Below are 25,104 nucleotides of genomic sequence, written 5' to 3' on the forward strand. Positions count from 1 at the left end.
GACTACCGGATAGCTTATAGCGGTTTTCGTATTGGTGCAGTGCTGCTGACAACCAAGAACCGTGCGCGGGTGCCCATATCTCGATTCTGAGATGTGGGTTTACTGCTATCCTCATCCCCACATGCGCCTTGTACTCCTAGCCGCAGTTCTTGCCATCCCCTCCATCGCACATGCCCAGTTCGAGATACAGGACTCGCACTCCACCGCCAGCTTCCGAGGCATCCACGCCATCGGCCAGGGGGTCGCATGGGCCAGCGGAACCGAGGGCACCGTCCTCCGCACCACCGACGACGGCAAGACATGGCAGCGCTGCGCCACGCCACCCGACGCCGAAAAGCTGGACTTCCGCGGCATCCAGGCCTTCGACCAGAACACCGCCATCGTCATGTCCTCCGGCAAAGGAGACCTCTCCCGCCTCTACAAAACCACCGACGCCTGCAAGACATGGAAGCTCGTCTTCACCAATCCGGACAAAGAAGGCTTTTGGGATGCGGTCATCGGCGCCCCGGATCCTACCCACCCTGATACCGACTACAGCGGGCGAGTCGTTGGCGACCCTGTTGACGGGAAGTTCACCCTGCTGCACCCCTTCGTCATTAACCTACCGGGCTTCGGGATCAGCAAATCTCTGAAACGCATCCGAACCAACGAGAACAATCGACAGCAGGCACCAGAGCCGCTGCCTCTGCCCGGCGAGTCCTTATTCGCTGCCAGCAACTCGTCCCTCATCGAACTTCCACCTTATGGCTTCGCGTTTGCAACGGGAGGCAGCATTCCAAAACCACGAGTCATCAGCTCTATCTGCTACATGTTTGGCCACCTCGGAGAATGTAATACCCACGTCTCAGAGGTTCCGATGGCATCCGGTCCATCAGCAGGAATATTCTCCCTGGCATACCGGACAATGTTGGAGGACTGTCCTACTCAAGCACAGATCGAAGAGTTCCGTAGAACAAACAAAAACCTCCTTATTTCGGAGCCGCATTGCAACACAAGAATTCTTTTCGTCGCTGTAGGTGGAGACTACGCGGAGCACGAAAGAAAGATTGGAACTGCTGCGCGTACCGAAGAGACCATCAAAACCTTTCGTGAACCTGGAGACAGGTGGCAAGCCGCCCAAACCCCACCCACGGCTACCGCAGCGCCGTAGCCTACGACGCGGCCACCAGAACCTGGATCACCGTAGGCCCCAACGGCACCGACATCTCCCGCGACGACGGCCGCAACTGGAACGCTCTTCGCCCCTCACCACAAGATGCCCCCGACGCCGACAAGAACTGGAACGCCCTCTCGCTACCCTTCGTTGTCGGCCCCAAAGGCCGCATAGGAAAACTCCGTCCCGACGCATTGAAGCGTTGAACCCTGTACTGGTTCAGCATCTGCGTTCTCATGACATATCCTTGTGTTCGGAATCTGCGAAGGAGTAAGAGATGGCCTACGTCCCCGACCCGAAGCGTTACGAACAGCACGCCTACCGCCGCTCGGGGCGCTCGGGCATCGTGCTTCCTCCCGTCTCGCTTGGCCTATGGCAGAACTTCGGCGGCGCCGACGTCTTTGAGACGGGGCGCGCCATGGTGCGACGCGCCTTCGATCGCGGCGTCACGCACTTCGACCTTGCGAACAACTACGGCCCGCCCTATGGGTCGGCGGAGGAGAACTTCGGCGCGATGCTGAAGAAGGACCTCGCGCCGTATCGCAATGAGCTGATCATCTCCACCAAGGCCGGCTGGGACATGTGGCCGGGGCCTTACGGCATCGGCGGCTCGCGCAAGTATCTGATCGCCTCGCTCGACGCGAGCCTGAAGCGCATGGGCCTGGACTACATCGACATCTTCTACTCGCACCGGCCCGACGTGAACACTCCGCTGGAGGAGACAATGTCGGCGCTCGCGCAGATCGTCCGCCAGGGCAAGGCGCTCTACGTAGGCATCTCGTCCTACAGCCCGGAGCGCACGCGCGAGGCCGCGGCGATCCTCAAGAGCGAAGGCGTGCCGCTGTTCATCCACCAGCCGTCGTACTCCATGCTCAACCGCTGGATTGAAGATGAGCTGCTGGCGACACTCGCTGAGCTTGGTACGGGGTGCATCGCGTTTTCGCCGCTGGCACAGGGGCTGCTGACGAGTAAATATCTCAAGGGCGTTCCTGAAGCATCGCGTGCAGGGGGCGGCGGCTCGTTCAGCAAAAAGATGCTGAGCGAGGACAACCTGAAGCATGTGCGTGCGCTGGACAAGATCGCAAAGCGACGCGGGCAGACGCTGGCGCAGATGGCCATCGCCTGGGTGCTGCGCGATGCGCGCGTGACCTCGGCGCTGATCGGCGCGCGCAATGTGACGCAGCTCGACGACTCGCTGGACGCGGTGAAGAACCTGAAGTTCACCGAGGCCGAACTGAAGGAGATCGACCGCTACGCAACCGACGGCGGGCTCGACATCTGGAAGGGTGCGCGCGAGGGAACGGCATAGCTGAACCAAATGCCACCCTGGTCAGAGCCCCGCCTCCTGAAAGGTGCCGTCTCCCGAGAGGAGCAATCCTTCCTACCGTGTCATCCTGAGCGGAGCGTAGCGGAGTCGAAGGATCTGCGGTCTTTGCAGGATGCCTCGCGATTTAGAGTCGTGTCGGCATTGGCAAAACGCAGGTCCTTCGACTCCGTTTTTCCGCAAGAAGATGCGGAAAACTCCGCTCAGGAGGACACGGACGTAGATTCTTCAGCACCTCCAGGCATTGAGAATATGCAGCACCCTGCCATAAGTGCCATCGTTTACGCGAGATGCCGTGGTTAATGCACTGATTAATGGGCATTTGCGTCCATATCCCGTTGACCCCGAACGAAAACCCCGGTAAACTCATTAAGTTTGGCGCACCAGCCAGCGTGTCTCTATCTCTGTTGCAGGAGTTCATCCCTGCGGTCGCAGGGTGAGGACGGCAGGCTTAGAGCCGATCCATCGGGTTCAGTCTGTTTGGCTTGAGAAGATCGTATGCGCCCCGCAGCACAACTCCATTAAGGAAGCGGTTGCGCTCCTGTTCAGGTAACAGAGATCGCGCGCTTAGAGGTTTGAAGTCATGTACGCAGTCATTCGCACCGGCGGTAAGCAGTACAAGGTCGCTCCCGGCGACACCCTGAAGATCGAGACCACGGGCCAGACCGAGGGGAATGTCGAGTTCTCGGACGTCCTCGCCGTCTCGAAGGAAGAGGGCAAGTTCGTCAGCAACCTGAAGGGTGCGAAGGTCACGGCGTCGGTTCTCGGCGAAGGCCGCGGCGACAAGATCCTCGTCTTCAAGCTGAAGCGCAAGAAGCAGTACAAGAAGATGCAGGGCCACCGCCAGAACTACGTTGAGGTCAAGATCAACGAGATCCTCGTCGGCTAACTGGAGGACGAAAAGCGGATTCCTCCACTCCGCTTCGCTCCGGTCGGAATGACAACTGTGGTGGACAGATTTGAGGCGCTTGCCCCTGAGCGGCGCAGAATGAGGCAATAGCAATGGCACATAAAAAAGGTCTAGGTTCTTCTAAAAACGGTCGCGACTCCAACGCGCAGCGCCTTGGCGTGAAGCGCTTCGGCGGCCAGACGGTCACCGGCGGCTCCATCCTGGTTCGCCAGCGCGGAACCCCGCTCAAGCCCGGCCTCAACGTCGGCCGCGGCAAGGACGACACCCTCTTCGCCAAGATCGACGGCGTGGTCAGGTTCCAGGACCGGGGACAGCACGGCCGCTTCGTCTCGATCGAGCCGATCGCTACCGCATAAGCGCGTTTATAAGCTTCAAACAAAGAGCCCTGCTTCGGCAGGGCTCTTTGTTGTTGATACTACCGAGAAGCCGACTTCTCGGTAGTAATCAGTTCCTCAATGAGTGACTCGGCGATTTAGCACCAATTGAGAATCGTCCTTAGTACAGCTGTGACTTTCTCGATTGATGCTTACCGTCCTATCGCGAATCGATGCCCGCAGAAAATAGGCATCCAAAGCGGTCATTCACCGGCGACTCCAGGTTCTGCTTGCACCCGAGGTACCGCTCAGTGGTCAACACCGAAGCGTGCCCGAGGAGAAATTGGATTTGCTCGAGTTCGCCACCGTTAACGTGGCACAGTTTGGCACAGGTCCGGCGAAGATCGTGGGGGGCAAGATGTTCGAGGTGAATTCGGTTAGCGCAGTTCCGAACGACATACCAGACTACATTCTCCGAGATTCCCTCTCCCCACGCTGTTCCGTGCCGGCTCACCGCCCGGAAAATCCTGCCGTCTGCGACCTTTGCTGCGGTGAGCCAGCGATCAACCGCGGCCTTGACCCAGATCGGCATAGGACGGTGCGGATATGATTGCCTTTGCCGACGAGATCCACAATCGCCCAATGGCCTTGTCGAACCTGGATGTCGTCCTTGCGAAGTGACGCCAGTTCAGCTCGCCGAAGTCCGCAGCCTAACAGGATCGCGATCATGGCGAGGTCACGCATGCAGCGCAGGCCCTCTCCGTCTGATTTCTCCAGAAGTTGTTCAGCTTGATTCTTGTTTAGCCAATTCCCGGCTCGAGAACCCAACTGCTTCACGCCTTTCACACGCCTGATTCCCGCAGCCAATTCCGGGCTCAACAGTCCCGAATCAGCCGCCTCGTAGGCGAGCCGCCTGACAGCCGCGAGTCTTTGATTGATGGTTCCCGCTGCCAATCCGAGAGACTCGAGATGGAGGCGAAATCGAAGCACCACTGCCCTGTTCAGGGCGAGTCGTGGTTCGGAGCAATACCAACTAATGAACTGCTCCATGGCGAATTTGTAGTTGCGCCTGGAGTTCGGGGAGCTCAGACTGTCGAGTACTGAAAGCTTTGCGTGATCGAGATCGGGGAGACGCAGAACGATCTTCCGGCAAATTGGCCGCGTTTTTCTTTTGCGCATACGAGCGGCCTCCATTGCCGCTGGTATACACAAGCCTTGTAGGCCTTCCACCGACATAGAGCTATGGCTATGTCGGGAAGCGCGGAGGCGATGAATTTTTGGGGAAGGTCACAAGTGCGACATGGAGAGCCCGTTCTCCGCATAGTGGAATGCCACCGATGGAGGTGATCGTTGCTTTGCAAGGCCTGGGCACCGATCGTAAAACTGCGATACTAATCAAAAGTGTTCCAATTGATGTTTATCGCGAAAGGGACGATGTGACTCTGCCGAAAGAAACTCAGCGCTGCCCACGGCAAGTCGGGGCTCTTTGTTTAAGTTTTGTTTTCCTTCTTGGCATTGGGTGTGGTGGTGGAAGTACTAGCACTGGAGGCTCTGGCGGCGGAACTCCGCCACCTGCAAACGCTAAGGAGTGGACCTGGGTCGAAGGCAGCGATACTGCCGTTACCGTATCAGCCGTCTATGGTACGAAGGGCGTCGCAGCCGCTGGAAACAATCCCAACGGGGGCGGCGTTTCCTGGGTTGACAGCAGCGGTGATCTTTGGCTATTCGGTGGCGGAGGTTTCGATCCTCTCGGAACCCTGGGATCGCAAAACGACCTGTGGGAATACAGCCCAGCATCGAATGAATGGACATGGGTAGGGGGATGCGGCCCCGCGCCCTGCAACAAGTACGGCGTTTACGGCACCGAAGGCACACCGTCCGCGAACAATCTCCCGGGCGGGCGTGGCGCGGCTGTCTCCTGGATTGACGCCAGCGGCAATCTCTGGCTCTTCGGTGGCCAGGGTTACGACTCGACGGGGCAAGGCAATTATCTGAATGATCTGTGGGAATATGCTCCCGCGACGAAACAATGGACTTGGGTAAGCGGAAGCAATTTGGTTCTCGGAAAAGCGAATTATGGCACCCTCGGCGTGGCAGCGCCAACCAACGTTCCCGGCGCTCGCAGTAATGCGGTCCCGTGGAAAGACAACAGCGGCAACTTTTGGCTATTCGGAGGCCAGGGGCTCGACGTCAATGGGGTCTTTGGCAGCTTCAACGATTTATGGGAGTTCAGCCCCTCTAGCAAAGAATGGACCTGGGTGAGCGGTGGCAGCGCGATCAATGCCAAAGGAGTCTACGGCACGGTAGGCGTGGCTTCCGGCGCGAACATCCCCGGGGCGCGCGACAACGCAGTTTCCTGGGCCGATAGCAACGGCAATCTCTGGCTATTCGGGGGACTTGGATACGATTCCGCCGGGTCGGCAAATGATTTGAACGATCTGTGGGAGTTCAGCTCTTCGACGAAGGAATGGACGTGGATCAGTGGGAGTAGCGCAGTAACGGGTGGACCGGGCGCTTGCGTGGCGGGAGTTTATGGAACGAAGGGGACAGGTGCAACCGCGAATGCACCCGGCGGTCGCAACGCTGCCAATTCGTGGATCGACGCCAGCGGGAATCTGTGGCTATTTGGCGGCTTGGGATGCGACGCAAATGGAACGGCGGGATCTCTAAATGATCTGTGGGAGTTCAATACTTCGAGCAAAACCTGGACGTGGCAAAGCGGAAGCAATTCTGTTGGTCCTGCTCAGGGCGGGACAGGCGGGCCGTCTGGAACATACGGAACGCAGGGAACAGCAGCAGCATCGAATACGCCCGGGGGGCGTTCTGGATCTGTCGCCTGGGTCGATTCGAACGGAAATCTATGGCTCTACGGAGGGTCTGGCCACGACTCGACTGGACAGTATGGGCTATTGAATGATCTGTGGAGCTACACCCCGTAGCGAAAAGTCTTTTAGCAGGCAACGGACTACGCCGCGGCAGAAACGAAGCGTTTGATGCCACGAAGGGGTCGGTCGAGTGGTCTAAACGATTGTGCGTTGTCGGTAAACAGGGCAATGCACTCATTGAACATGAGTTGAGACTCGCACTGGGGATTAGTGCCGATAAACGCGCTTACATTGACTAATCTTCCGCAGATTTGGGTGACAGGCAAAGACCGCTACACCGCGGAGTCAGCGACGACGGGCTTGCCCTTTTCGTTCAGCTCGATCTGCGCCATCGGTGTGAGGTGGTCGTGGGTGAAGACGACTAGCCATTTTTCTGGGATGGCTCGTTGGTAGAAGCGCTTGCGTTGTGCGATGCAGGTCATGGGGTCGAGGTCGTAGCCCATCACCCAGGTGGGGTCGAGGTGCGCGGAGGTGGGGATGAGGTCGGAGATGTAGCAGGCGTGTTCGGTTTTGCCTGCGTGTGACTTCGACTCAATGTGGACGCCCATCAACTGCGCTGTGTGGCCGGGGAAGAGTTCGACGGAGATGCCGGGGACGATCTCGGGGTTCTTTGCGATGCTCTCGTTGGTCAGCAGCGTCATCTGGCCGTTGGCGATCAGCGGGTCGTAGTTGGGTGAGAGGTAGCTGACGCGATCGCGGTCGTACTGCATGTGTCCGTGCTCGACCTCGCCTTTGTGCGCGAAGTAGCGTGCGTTGGGGAAGGTGGGAGTGACGGAGCCGTCGGAGTGGAGCGTCGTGTTCCAGCCGCAGTGGTCGAAGTGCAGGTGGGTGTTGATGACGATGTCGACCTCTTCGGGGCGAACGCCTGCGGCGGCGAGTGACTGCGGAAGCAGCTCCTGGTTCTGGTGGATCTGGCGCATCTTCTCGGACTGCTTGTTGCCGACTCCCGTCTCGATGACGACCGTGTGTTTGCCGGTGCGCACGACGACGGTGTTCAGGCCGAGCAGGATCGTGTTGTTCGCGTCGGCGGGCGCGCGTTTCTGCCAGAGCGTCTTGGGCACGACGCCAAACATGGCTCCGCCGTCGAGGCGATAGCTGCCGTCGGTGCAGATGGTCAGCTCGAAGTCGCCGAGGTGCGTTCTTGCTCGCACAAGGTCGGCCAGGCCGGGGAGGCGGTGAGTATCGGTCATCCCTTCACATCGTACTTGAGCGGGGATGACCGATGGGGAGGGGCGAAGAGTTCAGGAGGCTCGCGCCATCATGTCCATGTCGGAGTGATCGCTTCCCATACCGACAAGGTCAGACGAGGTTGCATCGCCAGGAGTCGCTGCGGCAGCAGGTCTTTTGGCCTGGAAGCAACCGCGACAGAGCACGGGTCGTCCCTGCGTTGGCTTGAAGGGCACGGTTGTCTCGATGCCGCACTCCGAGCAGGTGGTGCGGGTCTCGGTGCGCGAGATACCGGCGGCTGCGGGGCCTGAGCCCGAACGCATCGCCGCTCCTGCGCGCTTGGACTTGCAGGGCTTGCAGCGCTTGGGGTCGTTCTTGAATTGTTTGTCGAAGAAGAAGAGTTGTTCGCCGGCAGTGAAGATGAACTCACCACCACAGTCTGCACAGGTTAGTAGCCGATCCACGAATTCCATAACCGCGTCTCCCGTCAGCGGGACAGGCGATAAGCACATTTAAGAGCAGATCGACTGTCTTTATGACTTGCACATCTTTGGATTTCAGGGGCCCGGGACCGCCGATAACGGCGGAGTGCTGCATGGCACAGCCAGCAGTGGCGTGTGACTCTGGTTTCACTGCCTTGCCAGGAGATAGCGGGAGTCCATCGCCTGGCTTTGTTCAGGAGGCGCCGTCTTCTGAATGAGAAGGTAGACGGCGCCTGCCTGGTACTGGAGCTTACAGCTAGTCCTGCTCCTTGCGGACTTTCTTGCGATTGCGCTTGCGGGCGAGCGCTTCTTTGACGCGCTTCTTTTCACCCGGCTTCAAATAAAAGGAGTGGCGCTTGACCTCCTTGATGATGTCTTCCGTCTGCACTTTACGCTTAAAGCGACGGAGGGCATTTTCAAGGGGCTCGCCTTCCTGAACTCGAACCTCTGCCAAGAGAGATACACCTCCAAACATTCCCAGCAAGGGATGCTGTAAGAATACCTTATTTTTGCTGGATTTGAAGGGGTAACTCGCTAATCTTTAGGCACCATGAGGTACTTGGCCTTAAGATTGCATGTATTGGAAGTCTTATTGCGCCGTACCCCGGGTTATTTCATGCAAAGTCTTCAATCGATAAGACTTATGGGTGGATCTATTCCGTAAAGTATTCCATCTATTGTACTTGGCGGTAAAATATTCAAAGTAAAACACTTATTCTATTTTTGACGATACGTTACCCGGTATTAGCTCCCCTATCAAGGTTGCTGATTTAAGATTAGCAAATCGCGAGGGGTGAATCGGCAAATTTAACTCATTCATAAATATAGAGTTAATGGCAACCAGGACTTGACAAGGTTGGGCGGGCTTAGAATCGGGGCATGATCAGGAGTTATCAGGGCAAGACGCCAGTGGTTCCCGCAAGCTGTTATGTGGATGTCTCCGCGCAACTGATTGGCGACGTGGAGCTGGGCGAGCATTCGAGCGTGTGGATGAACGCCGTGCTGCGCGGCGATGTGAACGCGATCCGTCTGGGAGCGCGGTCGAATGTGCAGGATTGCGCGGTGCTCCACGGCATGAGGTATGTGTACCCGGTGATTGTGGGTGAGATGGTGACGATCGGCCACAATGCGACGGTGCATGGATGTGTGCTTGAAGACGCGGTGCTGGTGGGGATCGGCGCGACAATCCTGAACAACGCGCGGATCGGCGAGGGCTCGATTATTGCCGCGGGCGCGGTGATACCGGAGCAGGCGGTGATTCCGCCGAACTCGCTGGTGGCCGGTGTGCCGGGCAAGGTGAAGAAGACGCTGGGTGACGAGGACAGAAAGATGATCCTGAAGTACGCACAGAATTATCTGGACTACACGGCGATCTACCTGGCGGAGATGGCGAAGTAGGATGTGTCCGAGTTTGTGGATGGGGCAGAGCGATGAGGCTGCGTCATGATGGGAGCCCGATATCGTAGTGAAATTGATGGTACTGTGGCGGTGCGATCTGAAACGGAGAGCAATGTGTCCAACAGCATATCTACTTTGTTGCTTCGCAATCTGAGTGACGTGTTTGGGGAAAATGATCCGGTGCGCCGCCGCGCTGCAATCGACGAGCTGTTTCACGAAGACGCAGTCTTCTATGACCCCAATGGGGGTATATTTCGCGGCCGCGACGAGATCGACCGTATTGCCGGGGTGATCAAGGCGACACATCCCGATTTCGAGTATCGGCCCCTCTTCCCTCCGCAGGAAGCAGGGAATGCCGGGCGGGTTGTGTGGGTATCTGGCCCTCCCGGGAAACCGCCAGCTTATGCGGGAACCGATTTTATTGTTGCTCGAGACGGCCGCATCGCGTCGGTCTATCTCTTTTTCGACAGGCTTTCGTGATTCGTTGTCCTTAGTGATTCCTACGACTCAAGTTGTAGAGTGCTCTGCGTTTCGTGGTGCCATACTGATGAGGCTTTGGGCCACAGCACACAAATTGACGGCGAGCTGGATGTAGTGGCGGCGACACGACTGGTTCCGTCCGGGTTGAGTTACGACCTGGTCTGCGCCGCATGCGGCGATCTGGTGCGCAGGGACGTGCGCACGGAGCGGGCCCCACTCTATAACCGGCAGAGGATCGAAGCCCATCTGGCGGTCTGCTCTGGACCGAAGACATGGAAGAGATGGCTGGCCAGGGCTTTTCGCAATAACTCCGCGCGACCTTCTCAATCTGTGTGAAAGCCCGGCTTTTCGGAAAACGGGTTGAATTTCCCGGAACCATTCTTCAGGCTGATGCGGCTGAGGTCTACGATGCACAGCGCGCTGCCGAGAACGTGCCTCGTACTGCGACCACCGCCCGGGGAAGCTGGGTACGTCGTTGCATCTTTTTTGATAGCGAACTGCCCGGTAGTGCGTTATCTGTAGACATGCGTTCCACTGCTGTTTTGTTTGCCCTCGCCTTGATGACGCCAACCGCCCCTGTGCTGAGCCAGAGCGCTGCCCCGCCTGCGGCCGCCGCGCAAGCTTCGGACTACTCCGCTGAATCCGTCGTTGTGGAGCGGCTGGATAGCGTCTACCGTTTCGCTGCCGATGGTACCGGCTCGCGCGAGGTCAGCGCAGTCCTCCGCATCCAATCCGACGCGGCAGCGCGCCAGTACGGTGTGTTGAACTTCTCCTTTGCGGGCAACAGCGAGCACGTGGAGATCGACTACGTTCGCGCGCGCAAGCCGGACGGCAGCGTGGTCGAGACACCGCCCTCCGGCGCACAGGAGATGCCGCAGGAGGTCACCCGCCAGGCCCCCTTCTACAGCGACCTCAAGGAAAAGCAGGTGCCTGTCCGCAACCTGCGCATGGGCGACAGGCTGGAGTACAAGGTGCGCGTCGTCGGAACAAAGGCCGAGGCGCCGGGGCAGTTCTGGGGACAGGAGACCCTGGGGTTGTGGGCCGTCATCCTCGGCGAAAGCATCGAGCTGCATGTGCCGAAGACAAAGTATGTGAAGGTGTGGAGTCCGGGGCATGATCCCGTGAAGACGGAGTTGGGGGAGGAGACGGTCTATCGCTGGACGGGCTCGCATCTCGAGCCGACGGTCGGCAAGGACGGCAAGACGAAGCAGAGGGAGATCGATCCCAGGGGCGAGCTGCCGACGATTGCGTGGACCACCTTCAAGAGCTGGGAGGATGTTGGGGCCTGGTATCGCGGGCTGGAGGCCGACCGCGCAACACCCGATGCCGAGATCAAAGCCAAGGTGGCCGAGCTGACAGCAGGCAAGATGACCGAGGAAGACAAGGCCCGCGCGCTCTATAGCTACGTGGCCGCACAGATCCGCTACATTGGCGTCGCGTTCGGAGTAGGCCGCTACCAGCCCCATCCCGCAGCCGAGGTCCTCCGCAACCAGTACGGCGACTGCAAGGACAAGCACACGCTGCTGGCCGCGATGCTAGCGGCGGCGGGGCTGCATCCTTCGGCAGCGCTGATCGGCGCGGGGATACGCACCAACGAGGACGTTCCCTCGCCCGGCGCGTTCAACCACATGATCACGATGGTGCCCGTGGGAGGCAAACAGGTGTGGCTCGATTCGACAGCAGAGGTTGCGCCCTGGGAGATGCTGCTGCCGGTCATTCGTGACAAGCAGGCGCTCGTGGTTCCGGACACTGGCGCGGCAAAACTCGAAAAGACACCGCAGGCTCCGCCCTTCGCTTCATTCAGCCTCTTCGCCGCCAAGGGAACGCTGAACAAGGAAGGCACAATGAAGGCGCAGATCGAGTACACAACGCGCGGCGACGACGAGATTGTCCTGCGCACACTACTGCGGCAGGTTCCGCCAGGGCAGTGGGACGATCTCGCGCAGCGCCTCTCGCAGGGCCTGGGCTTTAGCGGGACGACCAGCCACGCCGAGGCCGGCCGTCCCGACGCGACCGCCGACCCGGCGCACATCGGCTACGACTACGAGCGCGAGAAGACGGGCGACTGGGACAATCACCGCATTGTGCCTCTCATTCCACCGGTCTTCCTCGCCAACGTCGATGAAAAGAATCCGCCGCAGAAACAGCCGATTCAACTGGGCGAGTTGCGGGTGGAAACCGCGCTGTCGACCATCAAGTTACCAGCGGGATGGGGTGCGGAACTGCCTGCCGCTGTCCACCAGAAGACGGCATGGATCACGCTCGACAAGACCTACAAGATCGAGGACGACACGTTGACGACGGAACGGCGCATGGAGGTCTTGCAGCGCGAGATTCCGGCATCGGAGTGGAAGGCCTACAAGAAGTGGTACGACGCGGCCCTCGGCGATGGTGAACCGTACATTACTTTAACTGTTCCGAACAGTGCAATGGAGATAGCCCCTGGCGCGAATATCTCGCCCGAGACTGCAACGCTGCTCCAGCAGTTTTCCGAACAAGTCCAGGGTAATAACGTGAAAGGTGCAGCGGAAACAGTAGAGAAGATACGGAAGTCAGATCCCAAGTCCATATGGGGCTACCGTGCACAGGTCACGATCAAGGCGCTGCAGGGTCAGCAAGACGAGATTCTTGACGCCACGCGTGTACTGTTGAAACAGGATTCAGTCGGCGATCAGGATCGGCATGCTGCGGTAGAGATATTCACTCGAACCAATCACTACGAGGAGGCACTACCGCTGCTTGAAAAGATGGCGGCCGACAAGCCCGATGACCTGAAGCTACAGCGGAGTCTCGGCGCGGCACAGATGAAGACTGGGCAAAGGGAGAAAGCCACACGTACACTCACCGCCATTCTGCCTAAAGCCACAACGCCATTAGAAATGAACGAAATCTCCTACGACCTTGCAGATGCTGGTCAAGCTCTTCCTCAGGCCGAGGCCGCCTCCAGCAAAGCCATTGACATCCTCACCGAGGAAGCAGCAGCCTGGTCTCCCGGCAGCACCTCCAAGGATCAAGCGGCCAAGCAAAATCTGCTTATAGCCACTTGGGACACGCTGGGATGGGCCTTCTTCAAAGATGGCAACGTTGATGCCGCTGAACCCTGGCTGCGTGCCTCATGGCGGAATATGCCCTCTGGTGAGGGCGCTATACATATGGGCGAATTTGAAGAGAAACGCGGCAATAATGTACGTGCAATGGCTTACTACTATATGGGCCTCTCTGCGATGAACGCTCTGATGCCGGTTGGAAATAAGCTCACTATCGTGCAGCGTACTCCGAACCCTACGGTTGACATGCTTACGGCTCACATTGACGCATTGAAGAAACGCGGTATAGCAGCTCCTTCTGCAAACCCCGCAGCTGAGCAGATGAAGGAACGAACACTTTCGATAGGTCCGTGGCCGGGGAAAAATCTCCTTGAGGATTATGTCGTCGCTCTGGCAGGAGACCATGTAGTTGCATCGATTCCTGATTCCGATCATGGGTTAGGTGCGGCTGGTACAGTAGCACACACGGCGCTGGTGCTGAAGGCAAAGGCCGCAGGCTGGACCCCCGCAAACTCCAGGGCAAAGATCATCCGCAAGGCCACACTCAACTGCCATAGCGGCATCTGCGACTTGGTCATTCATCCTATGTAGGCCACTGCCCCATACATGCGGCGTCATCGCATGTGTGTGACATTCGGGCAAGCGCGAACCGCTCCTGAGGCACGGCTTCAGCCGTGCCTCAGGAGCCGCACCAGGAGAAGAGGCTCTCAGCCTGAGGTACGCTTTTGCGTATCCAGGCACATCAATAATCCACAGCCGCGCCTTGACACGCCTGATAACCTTAAATCAAGAACAGCAAGAAGCCCGGCCACGAGCCGGGCTTTCTGCTTCTTATAAAGATTGGCATCTGACGTGCATCAGAGGTCCGGATCTAAAGTCTCTCGATGGAAGACTTTGTGCGAAAACAGGGGGAGGGAGGGTAGCAGCCGCTACACTGATAAGTGAAATGGCGATGATCAAAGCAGTGCGGGGGACGCGGGACCTGCTTCCCCCTGAGACGGAGTTGTGGAACCGCGTCGAGGCGACGGCGCGGAGTGTCTTTGCGCGGTATGGCTTCGGCGAGATTCGCACGCCGATCTTCGAGGCGACCGAGTTGTTCGCGCGCGGCGTGGGCGAGGAGACCGACATCGTCTCCAAGGAGATGTACACGTGGGAGGACCGCGGGCGCGCCGAGAGCGACAAAGGGAGTTCGCTGACGCTGCGGCCGGAGAACACGGCCGGCGTGGTGCGCGCCTACATCGAGCACCATCTCGACGAGAGCGGCCTGCTGCAGAAGCTCTTCTACATCGGGCCGCAGTTCCGGCGCGAGAGGCCGCAGCGCGGGCGCTACCGGCAGTTCTGGCAGATCGGCGCCGAGGTGCTTGGGCCGCAGTTCTCGGGCTCGGACTCGGCGCTGCGCGACGCCGAGGTGCTGGAGATGCTGGCCACGCTGCTCGACGAGCTCGGCGTGAAGGGCTGGCGGCTGGCGCTGAACTCTGTCGGCTCGGCCGACGACCGCAGGCGTTATTCGGAGGCGCTCCGCGAAGCCTTGCAGCCTGTGAAGCACAAGATGTGCGAGGACAACCAGCGCCGCGCCGAGACGAATCCCCTGCGCGTGCTCGACTCCAAGGACGCGCACGACCAGGAGATCATCGACGCGCTGCCCAAGATCGCCGACTTCCTCGGCGAGGACTCGCGCGGGCACTTCGAGCAGGTGAAGGCCGCGCTCGATGCCTGCGGCGTGCCCTATACGATTGAGCCGCGCCTCGTTCGCGGACTCGACTACTACACGCGCACGACCTTCGAGTTCACCGTTCCCGATGGCAGCGGTCTGGGTACGCAGAACGCCCTGCTGGGCGGCGGCCGCTACGACGGTCTGTCCGAGATGCTGGGCGGGCCAAAGGCTCCCGGCATCGGTTTTGCGATCGGCGAAGACCGCCTCATCCTGACGCTGCTGGCCCAGATGGAAGCAAAGGAGCCCGCCAAGCTCGACGCCTTCGTCGCGCCGATGGGCGTTGCACAGAATCCTGCTGCGCTCGAACTTGCCCGCGAGCTGCGCGCCGCCGGGCTGCGGATCGAGGTCGGCGACGGCTCCTTCCGCCTGCGCAAGTCCTTCGAGACCGCCGACAAACTGGCCGGCAAGATGATCATTGTCGGCGAGGACGAGGTGAACTCCGGCCTGTTTACGGTGAAGAACTTCGCCAGGGGCGAGCAGGAGAAGGTTCCGCGTGCGGAGCTGGCGGCGGTGTTGAAGGGCTGAGGAGGGCTGATGGAGCGACGAGGGTTCTTTAAGATGGCTGCGGCTGCGGGTTTTGCCGGGGCAGCGCAGGCTGGAGCGCAGAGCGGCACCGCAACGCAACCGCCCCTCATCGAACGCGCCACTCCGGGCCAGCCCTCAAAGGGCAAGGTCTTCGCGCTGATCACACCGCATCTCGACGACGGCCCCATCTTCGCCGGTGGCACGGTGGCCAAGCTGCTCAACGAGGGCTACACCGGCTACTTCATTCGCGTAAGCAACGATGAGAAGGACTCCTACAACCTGACGCTGGGCGAGACCGTGCTGGCGAACGAGCAGGACGCGGCGCGCTTTGTCGAGGTGGCCGGGCTGAAGAAGCGCTACGACCTGCAATACCGCAACCACGGCCTCGACGACGTCTCGCGCATGGAGATTCGCGTTCGCCTCATCTTCCTCTTCCGCCTGCTGAAGGTGGACACCGTGCTGAGCTACGACCCCTGGGGCCACTACGAGGAGAACCCCGACCACTACGTCACCGCGCAGGCGGTCGAGGCGGCGTGCTGGATGTCCGCCGACCATCTCGACTTCCCCGAGCAGTTCGAGGTGGGCCTGAAGCCGCAGGGCGTCAGCGAGAAGTACTACTTCGCTCGCGGACCGCAGCTTGTGAACCGCGTCGTCGACATTGGCCCGACGTTGCAGCAGAAGGTCGCCTACATCAAGTCGTGCAAAAACATGATCACGAACATGGTGCGCAGTACCAACGACTCGCTGGCCGCTCGCGGTATGCGCGTCCCTGCATTTGCCGGGGGACAGGATGCGGCGAACGAAGCCTACATTCAGGCAGCGTTCATCGAGCGCGACAAGCGCGTCGGCGCAAAGTATGGCCTGGAGTACGCCGAGGAGTTCCACTACATCGGCCCGGACCACTCGCTGGACGAGTACATTCGCGCTCATGCTGAGCGCATTTGAATACTGATGAGACTTCTCGCCACGTTGTTATTCGGCGCTCTTTCGGCGTCCTCACTCGCTCAGGTCTCCGGTCGTTTCTACATATACAAATCGGCAATACCGGTCGGCCAGACGGCTGTTGTTCGCTTCAAAGTCACTAACTCTACAAGCCAGCCCTATCGTCTTGATACAACCGGCTTCCCCGGCCAGCCGTTATGCGCGGGCTACACGGTAAAGGTTATTCATCAACCGAAAACTTTGAAGATAGACCGAAATCGCGGCAATACCTGCATTCTCAATGGACAGTTCCAACACGTCATGATTTCACCGGGGGCGACGTTTATTCAGGATATAGACCTCAGTATCTACCTGGATCTCAGCGCAAAGGGCAGGTATGCGGTCGAAGTAACTCATCACAGCTTTAGGAAGAACGATGCTCCGCATGATCCACTTGATTGCTCAGCGACAGTCGAATTTCGTGTTCGGTAAGGAAAATCACAGGCGGCAGGTAAGATGACAGACCGCTCTCCAACCGGGTAGCAGTCACTATCCATGCCGTATTTCGCCCAACATTTAGCCAATCTGCCTTACCCTTCGTACAATAGAAACATCGTGACACTCGACTTTTTAGGTACTTTGCAGCGCACCCACAAGTGCGGCGAGCTCCGTGTGGAGCAGGATGGTAACGACGTTGTTCTGATGGGGTGGGTCAACCGGCGGCGCGACCACGGCAATCTCATCTTCCTCGACCTGCGCGACCGCACCGGCATCACGCAGGTGGTTCTCGACAAAGAGGTTTCGAGCGAGGCACATGCCAAGGCCGAGACTGCCCGCTCGGAGTATGTCGTCGCCGTTGTGGGTCGCGTGCGCAAGCGCGGCGAAGGGCTCGACAACCCGAACATGCCCACCGGCGCGATTGAGGTCGTCGCCAAGGAGTTGCTGTTGCTGAACGAGGCGAAGACGCCTCCCTTCTCGCCCGCCGAAGATGCGATTGCCAACGAAGAGGTGCGGCTGAAGTACCGCTACCTCGACCTGCGCCGCGAGCAGATGCAGAAGAACTTCGCGCTGCGCCACAGGGTCGCGCGCGCGATCCGCGAGTACCTCTCCGAGAACGGCTTCCTCGAGATCGAGACGCCGTTCATGACGCGCTCCACCCCTGAGGGTGCGCGCGACTACCTCGTACCGAGCCGCGTCCACACCGGCGAGTTCTACGCTCTGCCGCAGTCGCCGCAGATCTTCAAGCAGATTCTGATGATCTCGGGCTTCGACCGGTATTTTCAAATTGCGCGCTGCTTCCGCGACGAAGACCTCCGCGCCGACCGCCAGCCCGAGTTCACGCAGATCGACCTCGAGATGACCTTCCCCCGGCAGGAGACGGTCTTCCGCGTCGTCGAAGGCTTTCTGAAGGCGGCGTTCGCGACCGCAGGCATCACGCTGCCCGAAGGCCAGTTCCTCGAGATGAGCTACGACGACGCCATCCGCAAATACGGCATCGACAAGCCCGACATGCGCCTGCCCGCGATGGCCGAACTTACTGACGACCTGACGCCCGCGCTGCGCGAGACGCTGAAGATCGAGCAGAAGCTGCCTGTGCTCGGCTTCATCATCCCAAAGGCCGGTGGCTTGAGCGGCACCGAGCGCAAGAAGCTGCTGAGCGAAGTCCGCGCCAACTTTGGCGAAAGTGGTCTCGACCTGCTCGACACCGAGCGCCTGAAGACGAACGAGACGTTCGCTCCGCTGGCTGCGGCGATCGAAGCGAAGCTGGGAGTGAACAATCCCACCCTTCGCGATGAGACCGCGAAGGATGGGGCACCCGATCTGTTGGTCGTCGTGACGCCGAAGCTCGGCACGCCGGAGAAGTGGAACTACGATCCGCAGTGGATCTACAAGCGCGTCGGCGCGCTGCGTTTGCAGCTGGCGCAGAAGTTCGCCGACAAGCACAAGCTCTTTGAGCAAACCGGCACGGCGAACGACTTCAAGTTTCTCTGGGTCACCGACTTCCCCATGTACGAGTGGGACGAGGAGGCGAAGACCTGGAACGCGGCGCACCATCCCTTCACCTCGCCGCACGAGGACGACATCAAGTCGGGCGCGCTGTTCAACGACAAGGGCGCGGTGCGCGCGCTGGCCTACGACATCGTGCTCAACGGCACGGAGTTGGGCTCGGGTTCGATCCGTATCCACCGCAAGGACGTGCAGGCTGAGATCTTCCGCTCGCTCGGCATGAGCGACGAGGAGGCGAAGCAGCGCTTCGGCTTCTTCCTCGACGCGCTGGAGTACGGCACGCCTCCGCACGGCGGCATCGCGCTCGGCGTCGACCGCATCGTGATGATCCTCGCAGGAGCAAGCAGCCTGCGCGAGGTCATCGCCTTCCCCAAGACGGCCAAGGCGATCGACCTGATGGTCGACGCGCCAAGCCCTGCGACGGAACAGCAGTTGAAGGAGTTGCACCTGAAGATCGCTCCACGGAGCTGACGAACCTATGCCCCTCTTCTACCTGCGTCGTCTCACCGGAAGCCAGCGTAGCGAAAAGGCAAACCGCCACCTCGCACGATACCTGGCGTTTATTGCCGGTGCGACGAATGCAGGCGGCCTGCTGGCTGTGGGGCACTACACGTCGCACATGTCGGGCATCATCTCTACGATGGCCGACGATTTTGCGCTGACCAGGATGCAGTTTGTGCTCGATGGCTTCGTCTCCGTGCTGTCCTTCCTCACAGGCGCATTTCTAACGACGCTGCTGGTGCGCTGGGCGCGCTCGCGCCAGTTTGAGAGCGAGTACGCGCTGCCGCTCATCATCGAAGCAGGCATGCTGATCGCCTTCGGGGCAAGGGGCAGAATCTTTACCGGCGGCCGCGCGATGGACATCATCGTTCTTCTCTGCTTTACGATGGGGCTGCAGAACGCCATCATCTCCAAGATCTCCGACTCGGTGATTCGGACCACGCACCTCACCGGCATGGTCACAGATATCGGGATCGCGCTGGGTCGTATCATCAGCAGGCAATACAAAGACGACCCCGGCGGAATCGATGCACCGCATGAGTGGTCGAAGCTGCGTCTGCTGGGCTCGCTGATCGTTCTCTTTTTCGTTGGCGGCGTCGTCGGCGCGCTCGGGTTCAAGTACGTCGGCTTCCTGTTCACCCTGCCGCTCGCGGCGATACTAGTTCTGCTCGCGGCCGTGCCCGTGGTGGATGACCTCAACCGCACACGCCACCCCGCCGTTTAATTACGCATAAAAAAGCCGCGACGGAGGTATCTCTCCTGTCGCGGCTAAGTAAGTATCCGACTACTGCACGGTGATGGTGATGGTCTGCGTGCTGCGATCGAACTGGTTGGTGGCGTAGAGCGTGTAGGTGGTCGTTTTGGTTGGGTGGACCGTAACGGTGTTGCCGCGCACGGCGCCGACCTCGGGCGAGATGACGTAGTACGAGGCGTTGTCCGCCGCCCATGTCAGAGTCACGGCGGTTCCCGATGCGACGGTCAGGTTGTCCGCAGTAAAGCTCTTGATCGCCGGAGCTGCGCCCGTCGGAACGTTTGCGGCCGTGTAGACCGTTCCCGACTGCACCACCTCGAATGCTGAGGTTGGGACCTGCTTCAGCTTCTGTAGATCGTCGTTGTTCCAGCGATCGTCGGGAGCGCCGATCAGGAACATGCTGCTTCCGTTGTCGGCCATGATCATGCCGTACTTCTTCAACGCCGTAAGAATGACCTGCGACTGCGGAGGATACGACGAGATGTCGAAGTCCGCCTTGAGGCGCATGCGCATTCCCATGGGCGCGGCGTTGGGGTCGGAGTTGTTCGCCGCCCAGTGCGTGGCCGGTGCGACGAACGCCGCCTTGCTGCGCTGCAACGTGACGCGAATGGCGTGGTCGACGTGGCCGGCTGCGACCTCTTCGTAACGCACGAGGCCGGGGAAGACGGGAAGGCCGGCCGCATCGGTCGAGGTCCAGCGGAAGGGACGCGCGTTGACGTTCAGCAGGTCCCACACCGCTCCGGCAGCAGCCTGCCAGGTTCCGTCGCCCTGCGAGTACGCGCCGCCCAGCTCGTAGAGCCAGCAGTTGTTGCGGTCGAGCACGAGCGAGTGGCGGTCGCCGTCTCCAGGGTTCGGATCGCCTTCAATCGCCGTGCTGCTGGTGAAGGGCATGGGGCCGGGATCGCTCTCGTCGCCGTAGTCGGTGTAGTTGACCGTAGTAAACGGAGTACCGCTGACCACGGTGTAGGGAATCCCGATCGTCGAACCGTCGTACTGGCCCGCACCGAAGTTCGCATACAGATGCGAGTTGCCGATGAAGCTGATGTAGTTGGCGGAGTTGCCGTCGAGCGGAGCAACGGAGATGTCCTGACGCCAGGCATCATTTGCCGCAAAGGGGAGAAAGCCGTTGAGGTTGGCTCCCTGGCCGAGGCTCATCACGCTGCAGGCAAGCTGCTGCGGGGTGGGCGTGGGTGTTGGTGCAGGTGTTGGAGTTGGGTCAGGTGTTGGGGTGGGTGTGGCCACTGGAGGCGCCGGGGCCGGAGTGGGGTCAGGAGCCGGCGTTACAACAGGCGGAGCCGGAGTGGGGGCAGGTTCTGGCGTAGGAGTCGTTACGGGTGGGGCCGGCGTCGGGGCAACTACAGGGGGAGCAGGGGTTGGATCTGGAGTTGGCGCCGGAGTGACCATGGGTGGCGTAGGAGCAGGTGCAGGCGTCGGCGCAGGCGTTGCCACTGGGGGCGCTGGAGTGGGCGTTGGCGCCGGGGCCGTTACCGGAGGCGCGGGCGCAGGTGCCGGGGCCGAAACCGGCGTATGGACTGGGTCGCTTGTGGCTGTCGTCGAAGTCGTTGTCGTCGTGGTGGTTGAGCTTGATCCGGACGACGTGCTCGTGGGGGCCGATGAGGGGCTGGAAACGGGTGACAGGGTTCCGACGCCGAGGCCTGCTGCGCCGGGAATCAGGCCTGAACCGCAGCCTGTCACGGAGACAGCAAGAGTCAGCAAAGCCAGTCTGGGGAGGGTTCCTGGCATGCACTACTCCTTGGTGGCCCTCAAAGTGAGAGCGCTAAAAATATCAAGGTCAGCTTTTGAGGTCCTTTTTTAGAGGAGAAAAGTTCTTTCAAATGACATGCAATAACTTGCATTATTGATGCAGAATCTTGCACCTGTCTATACGTCAAAAGTCGTAAGAATTGGCGATCCCCAGCGAGATGAATCACATAGACAGTGGATTAAATTCCGCCGTGCCAGTCGTAGCCAAACCGCTCCCAGTATTCGTAAGGACGCGTGTTGGTGTAAGTGATTCGACCAATCTGTTTGATCTGCTTGTAGCCGTATTTGAGCGGCATGGACAGGCGCAGCGGCGCTCCATGCGCGGGGAGGAGGTCTTCGCCGCTCATCTGGTAACAGAGCAGTGTCTGCGGGTGCACCATTGCGGCAATCTCAAATGCGGAGAAGTAGGAGCCATCCGTCGTCGTCATGGCGACATACTTCGGCAATGCGCCGCCCGGTCCGCGCCCGGGGGGAAACGCCTCCATAAAATCGCGAAAGCGCACGCCGCCGAAGTGCATGATGTCGCTCCAGCCTTCGATGCACTTGAACTCGGTCGCATACTCGGTGAAGGGCAGTGCCCTGAGGTCGTCCATGGTCAACAGAAGGCCAGGTGCAGGTGGAAGGCGCTCGGGCACTTCGATTAAAGGGTTTTCATCTTTCGTGGAGTTGTCCTTCATCGTGCTTGCCGGCTGAAAAGCAGCCTCTCCATCCAGCTCGAGCGTCCGCGCGACGAACTCGTCGGAGTAGCGGTACTTCCACGCCGCCAGGTTGCTGACAAACCGGGGGTGCGCCGACACCTCAGGCGAAAGACCCGCAACCTGCAGCCGCCAGCTTTCGGGGTCCATGTCGCGACGCAGGCCGAGGCCATTGACGCGTGCGCGCTTCACCGCTTTGTGGAGAGGATACGTCTTCGCCAGCGCGGTCTCGCCAACGACATGTTCTGCAAGCAGCCTGTTGAACTCCTCGGCCCTGCGCAGGGGAGCCCGGAGCATACCGATGGTATGACTCTTCATCAGCGCGACAAAGCCTGCCCCACCGGCCGCAGCGGCGGCTGCCGCGGCGATAAAACTTCGGCGCGCGCGGCGTTTGGCCTCAGCCGCAACTGCGGCGTTCCGCGCTTCTATGCCGTCGCGTCGAGGGTCAGTCGCCATGAACGCTCTCGGCTTCCAGCGAAGGTTTATTCGCTTCAGGCTCAGCGACGATATCAAAACCAGTCACGATCGATTGCAGCCGTCCCCAACCTGCACGCAAACCTTGAAAGAGATGAACGCAGATGAAGATGCAGAATGCAATCGTGGTCCAGAAGTGAATCAACCGCGCAGCACGGTATCCGCCCATCATCGCAGTCGTAAACGGCAGTGACGTCGGCTTCCAGATCGCGATTCCGCTGATGACAGAAATCGCACCAATCATCAGCACCAGCGTGTAGGCGATACGTTGCGCGCCGTTGTACGTCTCACCGTGCCCGGCCGCTTCGCGGTTCAGCAGGTCGTTCCACACAGTGCGCGCAAGCTGCCTGAAGTCGCGCGCGCCGGGGACGATCCGTCTCCACTCGCCAGAGATCGCAAGGAACAGAAGATAGGCGATCCCATTGATAGCGAACGGCCACATGACGAGTGCATGAAAGGAAAGCCCGCGCGTGAAGTGATTGTTCAGCCGGAAGGCGTTGTAGAACCAGTCAGGGAAGAAGCGGAAGAGCGTGAAGTTCCCAACGCCCACTCTGTACACGCGATGTTCGAGGATGTTGAGGTCGATCGAGTCGGCCCAGTAGATCATCAGGCCGCTCCAGATCATGATGGCCAGGAGCGGAAAGTTGATCCAGTGCATCCAGCGAACGGCGAGCGAATGCCTCTCCTCGATGCGGAGCACCGTGGGGAGGTCGCTTCTCGGAACAAGTGAAGCAGTGCTTAATGCAGAGTCCTGGCCCGCCATCGTTCTCTAAGGGAAACTTACTTCCACCTTAGCCTGAAGATGCGTCAGCGGCCAGCAAAAGTACATACCACTTTTCGCCTAAAGCACGAAACTGCTCTGTTTTCAACGTGATATCGATTGCAGATTTCAGTTCATCCAGCGCTTGTCGTTTGGATCGCGCCGCAGTTCGTCGGGGTCGATGTAGCGGCCGTCCTTGTCGAAGTGGACCTCGCGGTTCTGCTTGCGCATGTAGACCTCGAATTTGCGGGCGGCGCGGCGGCGCTTGTAGCGATAGTAGGAGTTGCGAACGCCATAGAGCCTCTCGGAAAAACCGAATGCAATACCGCGGCGCGGAGCGAAGCGCACGAAGAGAAAGCCGGCCAGCGCGCCCGATAGCTGCAAGAGCGCGCCAAAGCTGTCAGCCTCTTTCAGCAGCACGGCAATCGCGATGAGAATGTAGACCGCGACCATGTACTTCGCCTTGATGCGAAGCACGAACCAGAGCAGAAACTCCTGCTCGCCGAAGACCATGGCAATGGCGATCAGGAGTCCGAAGATGCCGGCCCAGGCGCTGACGGCGCCCACATCGGGCCGCAGGCCAAACACATGCGTAAACGAGATCGCCGAGGCGACCACAGCGCCGCCGATCACCGACGTCCAATAAAGCTCGCTGAGCCATCGGCTGCCATAGGACCCCTCGAGCAGCGACCCCGTAAACCACAGCGTCAGCATGCTGAAGATGATCGAGAGAATGCCGGGCTGAATCAGCGAGTAGGTTGCCAGTTGCCAGATCTCTCCGTGCAGCACGGCGACCGGCCGCAGGGCCAGGTGCGTCAACAGAAAACCTTCCGCCGGGACAGACACCCAGTGAAGGACCGCCAGGCCGAAGAAGACCGCGATGTTGAGCAGAATGAGTCTTCGCACCGCTCCGCTGAAGGACGGCAGGGCAAACGGGATTTGGCTGGAACGAGGCATCGCTGGAGTCTATTTCACCACAGCCCAGCCGCTTGCCGCTTCCAGGATGAAGCAAGCCGCGAGAGTTTTCCGCATGCGCTTGACGCACAGCCGAGACGTGCCGCTAAATTAGAAGCGGAGGCGTTGCGCCGGCCGGCGATCCCGCATCACAGACGGCAGGTGCAACCTGTACACGGAGGACCGTATGGCTGTGGTATGTCCCGAATGCGATAGCCCGATCGACCTGGATACAGACGTCGACGCAGGCGAAACGGTGCAGTGCGAAGAGTGCGGCGTCGAGCTCGAGGTGGTCTCGGTCGACCCAATCGAACTGGCCCCGATCGAAGAGGCCGGTTACGACGACGAAGAGCTTGCCCACCCGTTGACCGAAGACGACGAGTAATCTCGCGCGCACTCAGGCCGAGTGCGTCTGCTGAGTGCGTCTCTGGCCGGAGTCCGTATACTGAAAGCATGAAAAGAACCTCGATGCTCTGCTCCCTTGCCGGTAAAGCCGCTTTGGTCTCTTCGTCATTGCTTGCATTCACGCTCGCGCCCGGAATGCTTGCCGTCCCAGCAGCCGCGCAGCAACGCGGCCCGGTGCAGCGTGTGGTCCAGGGCAAGGTGACCGACGGCGCGAACGCCGCGCTGAAAGGGGCGGTCGTCTATCTGAAGGACGGCCACACGCTCTCGGTCAAGAGCTTTATCGCCGACGACCAGGGAGAGTACCGCTTCGGCCAACTGGCCCAGAACACCGACTACGAGATCTGGGCCGAGCTGAACGGCAAGAAGAGCTCGGTGAAGACCATCAGCTCCTTCGACAGCAAGAACCAGTTCTATATCAACCTGAAGATCGATAAGTAGCAGACGGGGACCAACCTCGTTGTTATCGGTCGATG

The 25,104-nt window shown here is 59.9% G+C and carries 21 protein-coding genes and 2 pseudogenes; 15 read left to right on the top strand and 8 right to left on the bottom strand.

What is annotated here, in order from left to right; translation table 11 throughout:
- Window positions 1-121: 121 nt before the first annotated feature.
- From JSS95_08030 to rpmA, 4 genes and pseudogenes are all read left to right on the top strand, one after another.
- Window positions 122-1,359 (top strand): annotated as a pseudogene (locus tag JSS95_08030) (hypothetical protein).
- A 71-nt stretch (window positions 1,360-1,430) separates the two neighbouring features.
- On the top strand, window positions 1,431-2,462 hold the full coding sequence (gene mgrA, locus JSS95_08035; protein ID MBS1799758.1) for an L-glyceraldehyde 3-phosphate reductase: 1,032 nt from the start codon (window positions 1,431-1,433) through the stop codon (window positions 2,460-2,462).
- Between the two features lie 598 nt (window positions 2,463-3,060).
- Entirely contained in the window at window positions 3,061-3,366 is a 306-nt protein-coding gene (gene rplU / locus JSS95_08040; GenBank protein MBS1799759.1) for a 50S ribosomal protein L21, read from the top strand.
- Window positions 3,367-3,479: 113 nt separating this feature from the next.
- Complete coding sequence (gene rpmA / locus JSS95_08045; protein MBS1799760.1) at window positions 3,480-3,743, top strand: 50S ribosomal protein L27; 264 nt, start codon at window positions 3,480-3,482, stop codon at window positions 3,741-3,743.
- A 178-nt stretch (window positions 3,744-3,921) separates the two neighbouring features.
- On the opposite strand, the pseudogene JSS95_08050 reads toward rpmA, so the two are convergent.
- Window positions 3,922-4,880: pseudogene (locus tag JSS95_08050) on the bottom strand (tyrosine-type recombinase/integrase).
- A 257-nt stretch (window positions 4,881-5,137) separates the two neighbouring features.
- On the opposite strand from JSS95_08050, the gene JSS95_08055 reads away from it, so the two are divergent.
- Window positions 5,138-6,640, top strand: a complete 1,503-nt coding sequence (locus tag JSS95_08055) for a galactose oxidase (protein ID MBS1799761.1) — start codon at window positions 5,138-5,140, stop codon at window positions 6,638-6,640.
- Between the two features lie 218 nt (window positions 6,641-6,858).
- On the opposite strand, the gene JSS95_08060 is transcribed toward JSS95_08055, so the two are convergent.
- The 3 genes from JSS95_08060 to JSS95_08070 all read right to left on the bottom strand — a co-directional run bounded on the left by JSS95_08060 (window position 6,859) and on the right by JSS95_08070 (window position 8,689).
- Window positions 6,859-7,776, bottom strand: a complete 918-nt coding sequence (locus JSS95_08060; GenBank protein ID MBS1799762.1) for an MBL fold metallo-hydrolase — start codon at window positions 7,774-7,776, stop codon at window positions 6,859-6,861.
- Between the two features lie 51 nt (window positions 7,777-7,827).
- Entirely contained in the window at window positions 7,828-8,226 is a 399-nt protein-coding gene (locus JSS95_08065; GenBank protein MBS1799763.1) for a zinc-ribbon domain containing protein, read from the bottom strand.
- A 265-nt stretch (window positions 8,227-8,491) separates the two neighbouring features.
- Window positions 8,492-8,689, bottom strand: coding sequence for a 30S ribosomal protein S21 (locus tag JSS95_08070; protein ID MBS1799764.1), 198 nt, complete (start codon window positions 8,687-8,689; stop codon window positions 8,492-8,494).
- A gap of 425 nt (window positions 8,690-9,114) precedes the next feature.
- On the opposite strand from JSS95_08070, the gene JSS95_08075 reads away from it, so the two are divergent.
- From JSS95_08075 to JSS95_08110, 8 genes are all read left to right on the top strand, one after another.
- The gene (locus JSS95_08075; protein MBS1799765.1) at window positions 9,115-9,633 is read left to right on the top strand and encodes a gamma carbonic anhydrase family protein; all 519 of its coding nucleotides are present in this window, start codon (window positions 9,115-9,117) and stop codon (window positions 9,631-9,633) included.
- Window positions 9,634-9,747: 114 nt separating this feature from the next.
- Window positions 9,748-10,113, top strand: coding sequence for a nuclear transport factor 2 family protein (locus JSS95_08080; protein ID MBS1799766.1), 366 nt, complete (start codon window positions 9,748-9,750; stop codon window positions 10,111-10,113).
- Window positions 10,114-10,637: 524 nt separating this feature from the next.
- Complete coding sequence (locus JSS95_08085) at window positions 10,638-13,751, top strand: DUF3857 domain-containing protein (GenBank protein ID MBS1799767.1); 3,114 nt, start codon at window positions 10,638-10,640, stop codon at window positions 13,749-13,751.
- Window positions 13,752-14,106: 355 nt separating this feature from the next.
- On the top strand, window positions 14,107-15,399 hold the full coding sequence (locus tag JSS95_08090; protein ID MBS1799768.1) for a histidine--tRNA ligase: 1,293 nt from the start codon (window positions 14,107-14,109) through the stop codon (window positions 15,397-15,399).
- A gap of 9 nt (window positions 15,400-15,408) precedes the next feature.
- Entirely contained in the window at window positions 15,409-16,344 is a 936-nt protein-coding gene (locus JSS95_08095; protein MBS1799769.1) for a PIG-L family deacetylase, read from the top strand.
- A gap of 6 nt (window positions 16,345-16,350) precedes the next feature.
- The gene (locus JSS95_08100) at window positions 16,351-16,812 is read left to right on the top strand and encodes a hypothetical protein (GenBank protein MBS1799770.1); all 462 of its coding nucleotides are present in this window, start codon (window positions 16,351-16,353) and stop codon (window positions 16,810-16,812) included.
- Window positions 16,813-16,875: 63 nt separating this feature from the next.
- Window positions 16,876-18,798: an aspartate--tRNA ligase gene (aspS, locus tag JSS95_08105; protein ID MBS1799771.1), complete on the top strand. Its 1,923-nt coding sequence runs from the start codon at window positions 16,876-16,878 to the stop codon at window positions 18,796-18,798.
- 7 nt (window positions 18,799-18,805) lie between these two features.
- A complete protein-coding gene (locus tag JSS95_08110; protein ID MBS1799772.1) occupies window positions 18,806-19,552 on the top strand; it encodes a DUF1275 domain-containing protein in 747 nt (248 codons plus the stop codon).
- A gap of 60 nt (window positions 19,553-19,612) precedes the next feature.
- Here the strand turns inward: JSS95_08110 and JSS95_08115 are convergent, their stop codons facing one another.
- The 4 genes from JSS95_08115 to JSS95_08130 form a co-directional block, all read right to left on the bottom strand.
- A complete protein-coding gene (locus JSS95_08115) occupies window positions 19,613-21,322 on the bottom strand; it encodes a hypothetical protein (protein ID MBS1799773.1) in 1,710 nt (569 codons plus the stop codon).
- Between the two features lie 200 nt (window positions 21,323-21,522).
- The gene (locus tag JSS95_08120) at window positions 21,523-22,494 is read right to left on the bottom strand and encodes a molybdopterin-dependent oxidoreductase (protein ID MBS1799774.1); all 972 of its coding nucleotides are present in this window, start codon (window positions 22,492-22,494) and stop codon (window positions 21,523-21,525) included.
- Complete coding sequence (locus tag JSS95_08125; protein ID MBS1799775.1) at window positions 22,484-23,275, bottom strand: cytochrome b/b6 domain-containing protein; 792 nt, start codon at window positions 23,273-23,275, stop codon at window positions 22,484-22,486. The genes JSS95_08120 and JSS95_08125 overlap by 11 nt, the downstream gene beginning before the upstream one ends.
- 126 nt (window positions 23,276-23,401) lie before the next feature.
- Window positions 23,402-24,229, bottom strand: a complete 828-nt coding sequence (locus JSS95_08130) for a rhomboid family intramembrane serine protease (GenBank protein ID MBS1799776.1) — start codon at window positions 24,227-24,229, stop codon at window positions 23,402-23,404.
- Window positions 24,230-24,413: 184 nt separating this feature from the next.
- Between JSS95_08130 and JSS95_08135 the strand changes: the two genes are divergently transcribed.
- Window positions 24,414-24,611, top strand: coding sequence for a hypothetical protein (locus JSS95_08135; protein MBS1799777.1), 198 nt, complete (start codon window positions 24,414-24,416; stop codon window positions 24,609-24,611).
- Window positions 24,612-24,694: 83 nt separating this feature from the next.
- Window positions 24,695-25,069 (top strand): carboxypeptidase regulatory-like domain-containing protein, encoded by a 375-nt coding sequence (locus JSS95_08140; protein MBS1799778.1) that lies wholly within the window; start codon window positions 24,695-24,697, stop codon window positions 25,067-25,069.
- The last annotated feature ends 35 nt before the right edge of the window (window positions 25,070-25,104 follow it).

The organism is Acidobacteriota bacterium, from assembly GCA_018268895.1.
Taxonomy (GTDB): domain Bacteria; phylum Acidobacteriota; class Terriglobia; order Terriglobales; family Acidobacteriaceae; genus Edaphobacter.

Excerpts from the sequence above, each read along its gene's own strand:
- mgrA (MBS1799758.1), top strand. The coding sequence starts at position 1,431 with ATGGCCTACGTCCCCGACCCGAAGCGTTACGAACAGCACGCCTACCGC.
- rplU (MBS1799759.1), top strand. The coding sequence starts at position 3,061 with ATGTACGCAGTCATTCGCACCGGCGGTAAGCAGTACAAGGTCGCTCCC.
- rpmA (MBS1799760.1), top strand. The coding sequence starts at position 3,480 with ATGGCACATAAAAAAGGTCTAGGTTCTTCTAAAAACGGTCGCGACTCC.
- JSS95_08060 (MBS1799762.1), bottom strand. The coding sequence starts at position 7,776 with ATGACCGATACTCACCGCCTCCCCGGCCTGGCCGACCTTGTGCGAGCA.
- JSS95_08065 (MBS1799763.1), bottom strand. The coding sequence starts at position 8,226 with ATGGAATTCGTGGATCGGCTACTAACCTGTGCAGACTGTGGTGGTGAG.
- JSS95_08075 (MBS1799765.1), top strand. The coding sequence starts at position 9,115 with ATGATCAGGAGTTATCAGGGCAAGACGCCAGTGGTTCCCGCAAGCTGT.
- JSS95_08085 (MBS1799767.1), top strand. The coding sequence starts at position 10,638 with ATGCGTTCCACTGCTGTTTTGTTTGCCCTCGCCTTGATGACGCCAACC.
- JSS95_08090 (MBS1799768.1), top strand. The coding sequence starts at position 14,107 with ATGGCGATGATCAAAGCAGTGCGGGGGACGCGGGACCTGCTTCCCCCT.
- JSS95_08095 (MBS1799769.1), top strand. The coding sequence starts at position 15,409 with ATGGAGCGACGAGGGTTCTTTAAGATGGCTGCGGCTGCGGGTTTTGCC.
- JSS95_08100 (MBS1799770.1), top strand. The coding sequence starts at position 16,351 with ATGAGACTTCTCGCCACGTTGTTATTCGGCGCTCTTTCGGCGTCCTCA.
- aspS (MBS1799771.1), top strand. The coding sequence starts at position 16,876 with ATGCCGTATTTCGCCCAACATTTAGCCAATCTGCCTTACCCTTCGTAC.
- JSS95_08110 (MBS1799772.1), top strand. The coding sequence starts at position 18,806 with ATGCCCCTCTTCTACCTGCGTCGTCTCACCGGAAGCCAGCGTAGCGAA.
- JSS95_08115 (MBS1799773.1), bottom strand. The coding sequence starts at position 21,322 with ATGCCAGGAACCCTCCCCAGACTGGCTTTGCTGACTCTTGCTGTCTCC.
- JSS95_08120 (MBS1799774.1), bottom strand. The coding sequence starts at position 22,494 with ATGGCGACTGACCCTCGACGCGACGGCATAGAAGCGCGGAACGCCGCA.
- JSS95_08125 (MBS1799775.1), bottom strand. The coding sequence starts at position 23,275 with ATGGCGGGCCAGGACTCTGCATTAAGCACTGCTTCACTTGTTCCGAGA.
- JSS95_08130 (MBS1799776.1), bottom strand. The coding sequence starts at position 24,229 with ATGCCTCGTTCCAGCCAAATCCCGTTTGCCCTGCCGTCCTTCAGCGGA.
- JSS95_08135 (MBS1799777.1), top strand. The coding sequence starts at position 24,414 with ATGGCTGTGGTATGTCCCGAATGCGATAGCCCGATCGACCTGGATACA.
- JSS95_08140 (MBS1799778.1), top strand. The coding sequence starts at position 24,695 with ATGCTCTGCTCCCTTGCCGGTAAAGCCGCTTTGGTCTCTTCGTCATTG.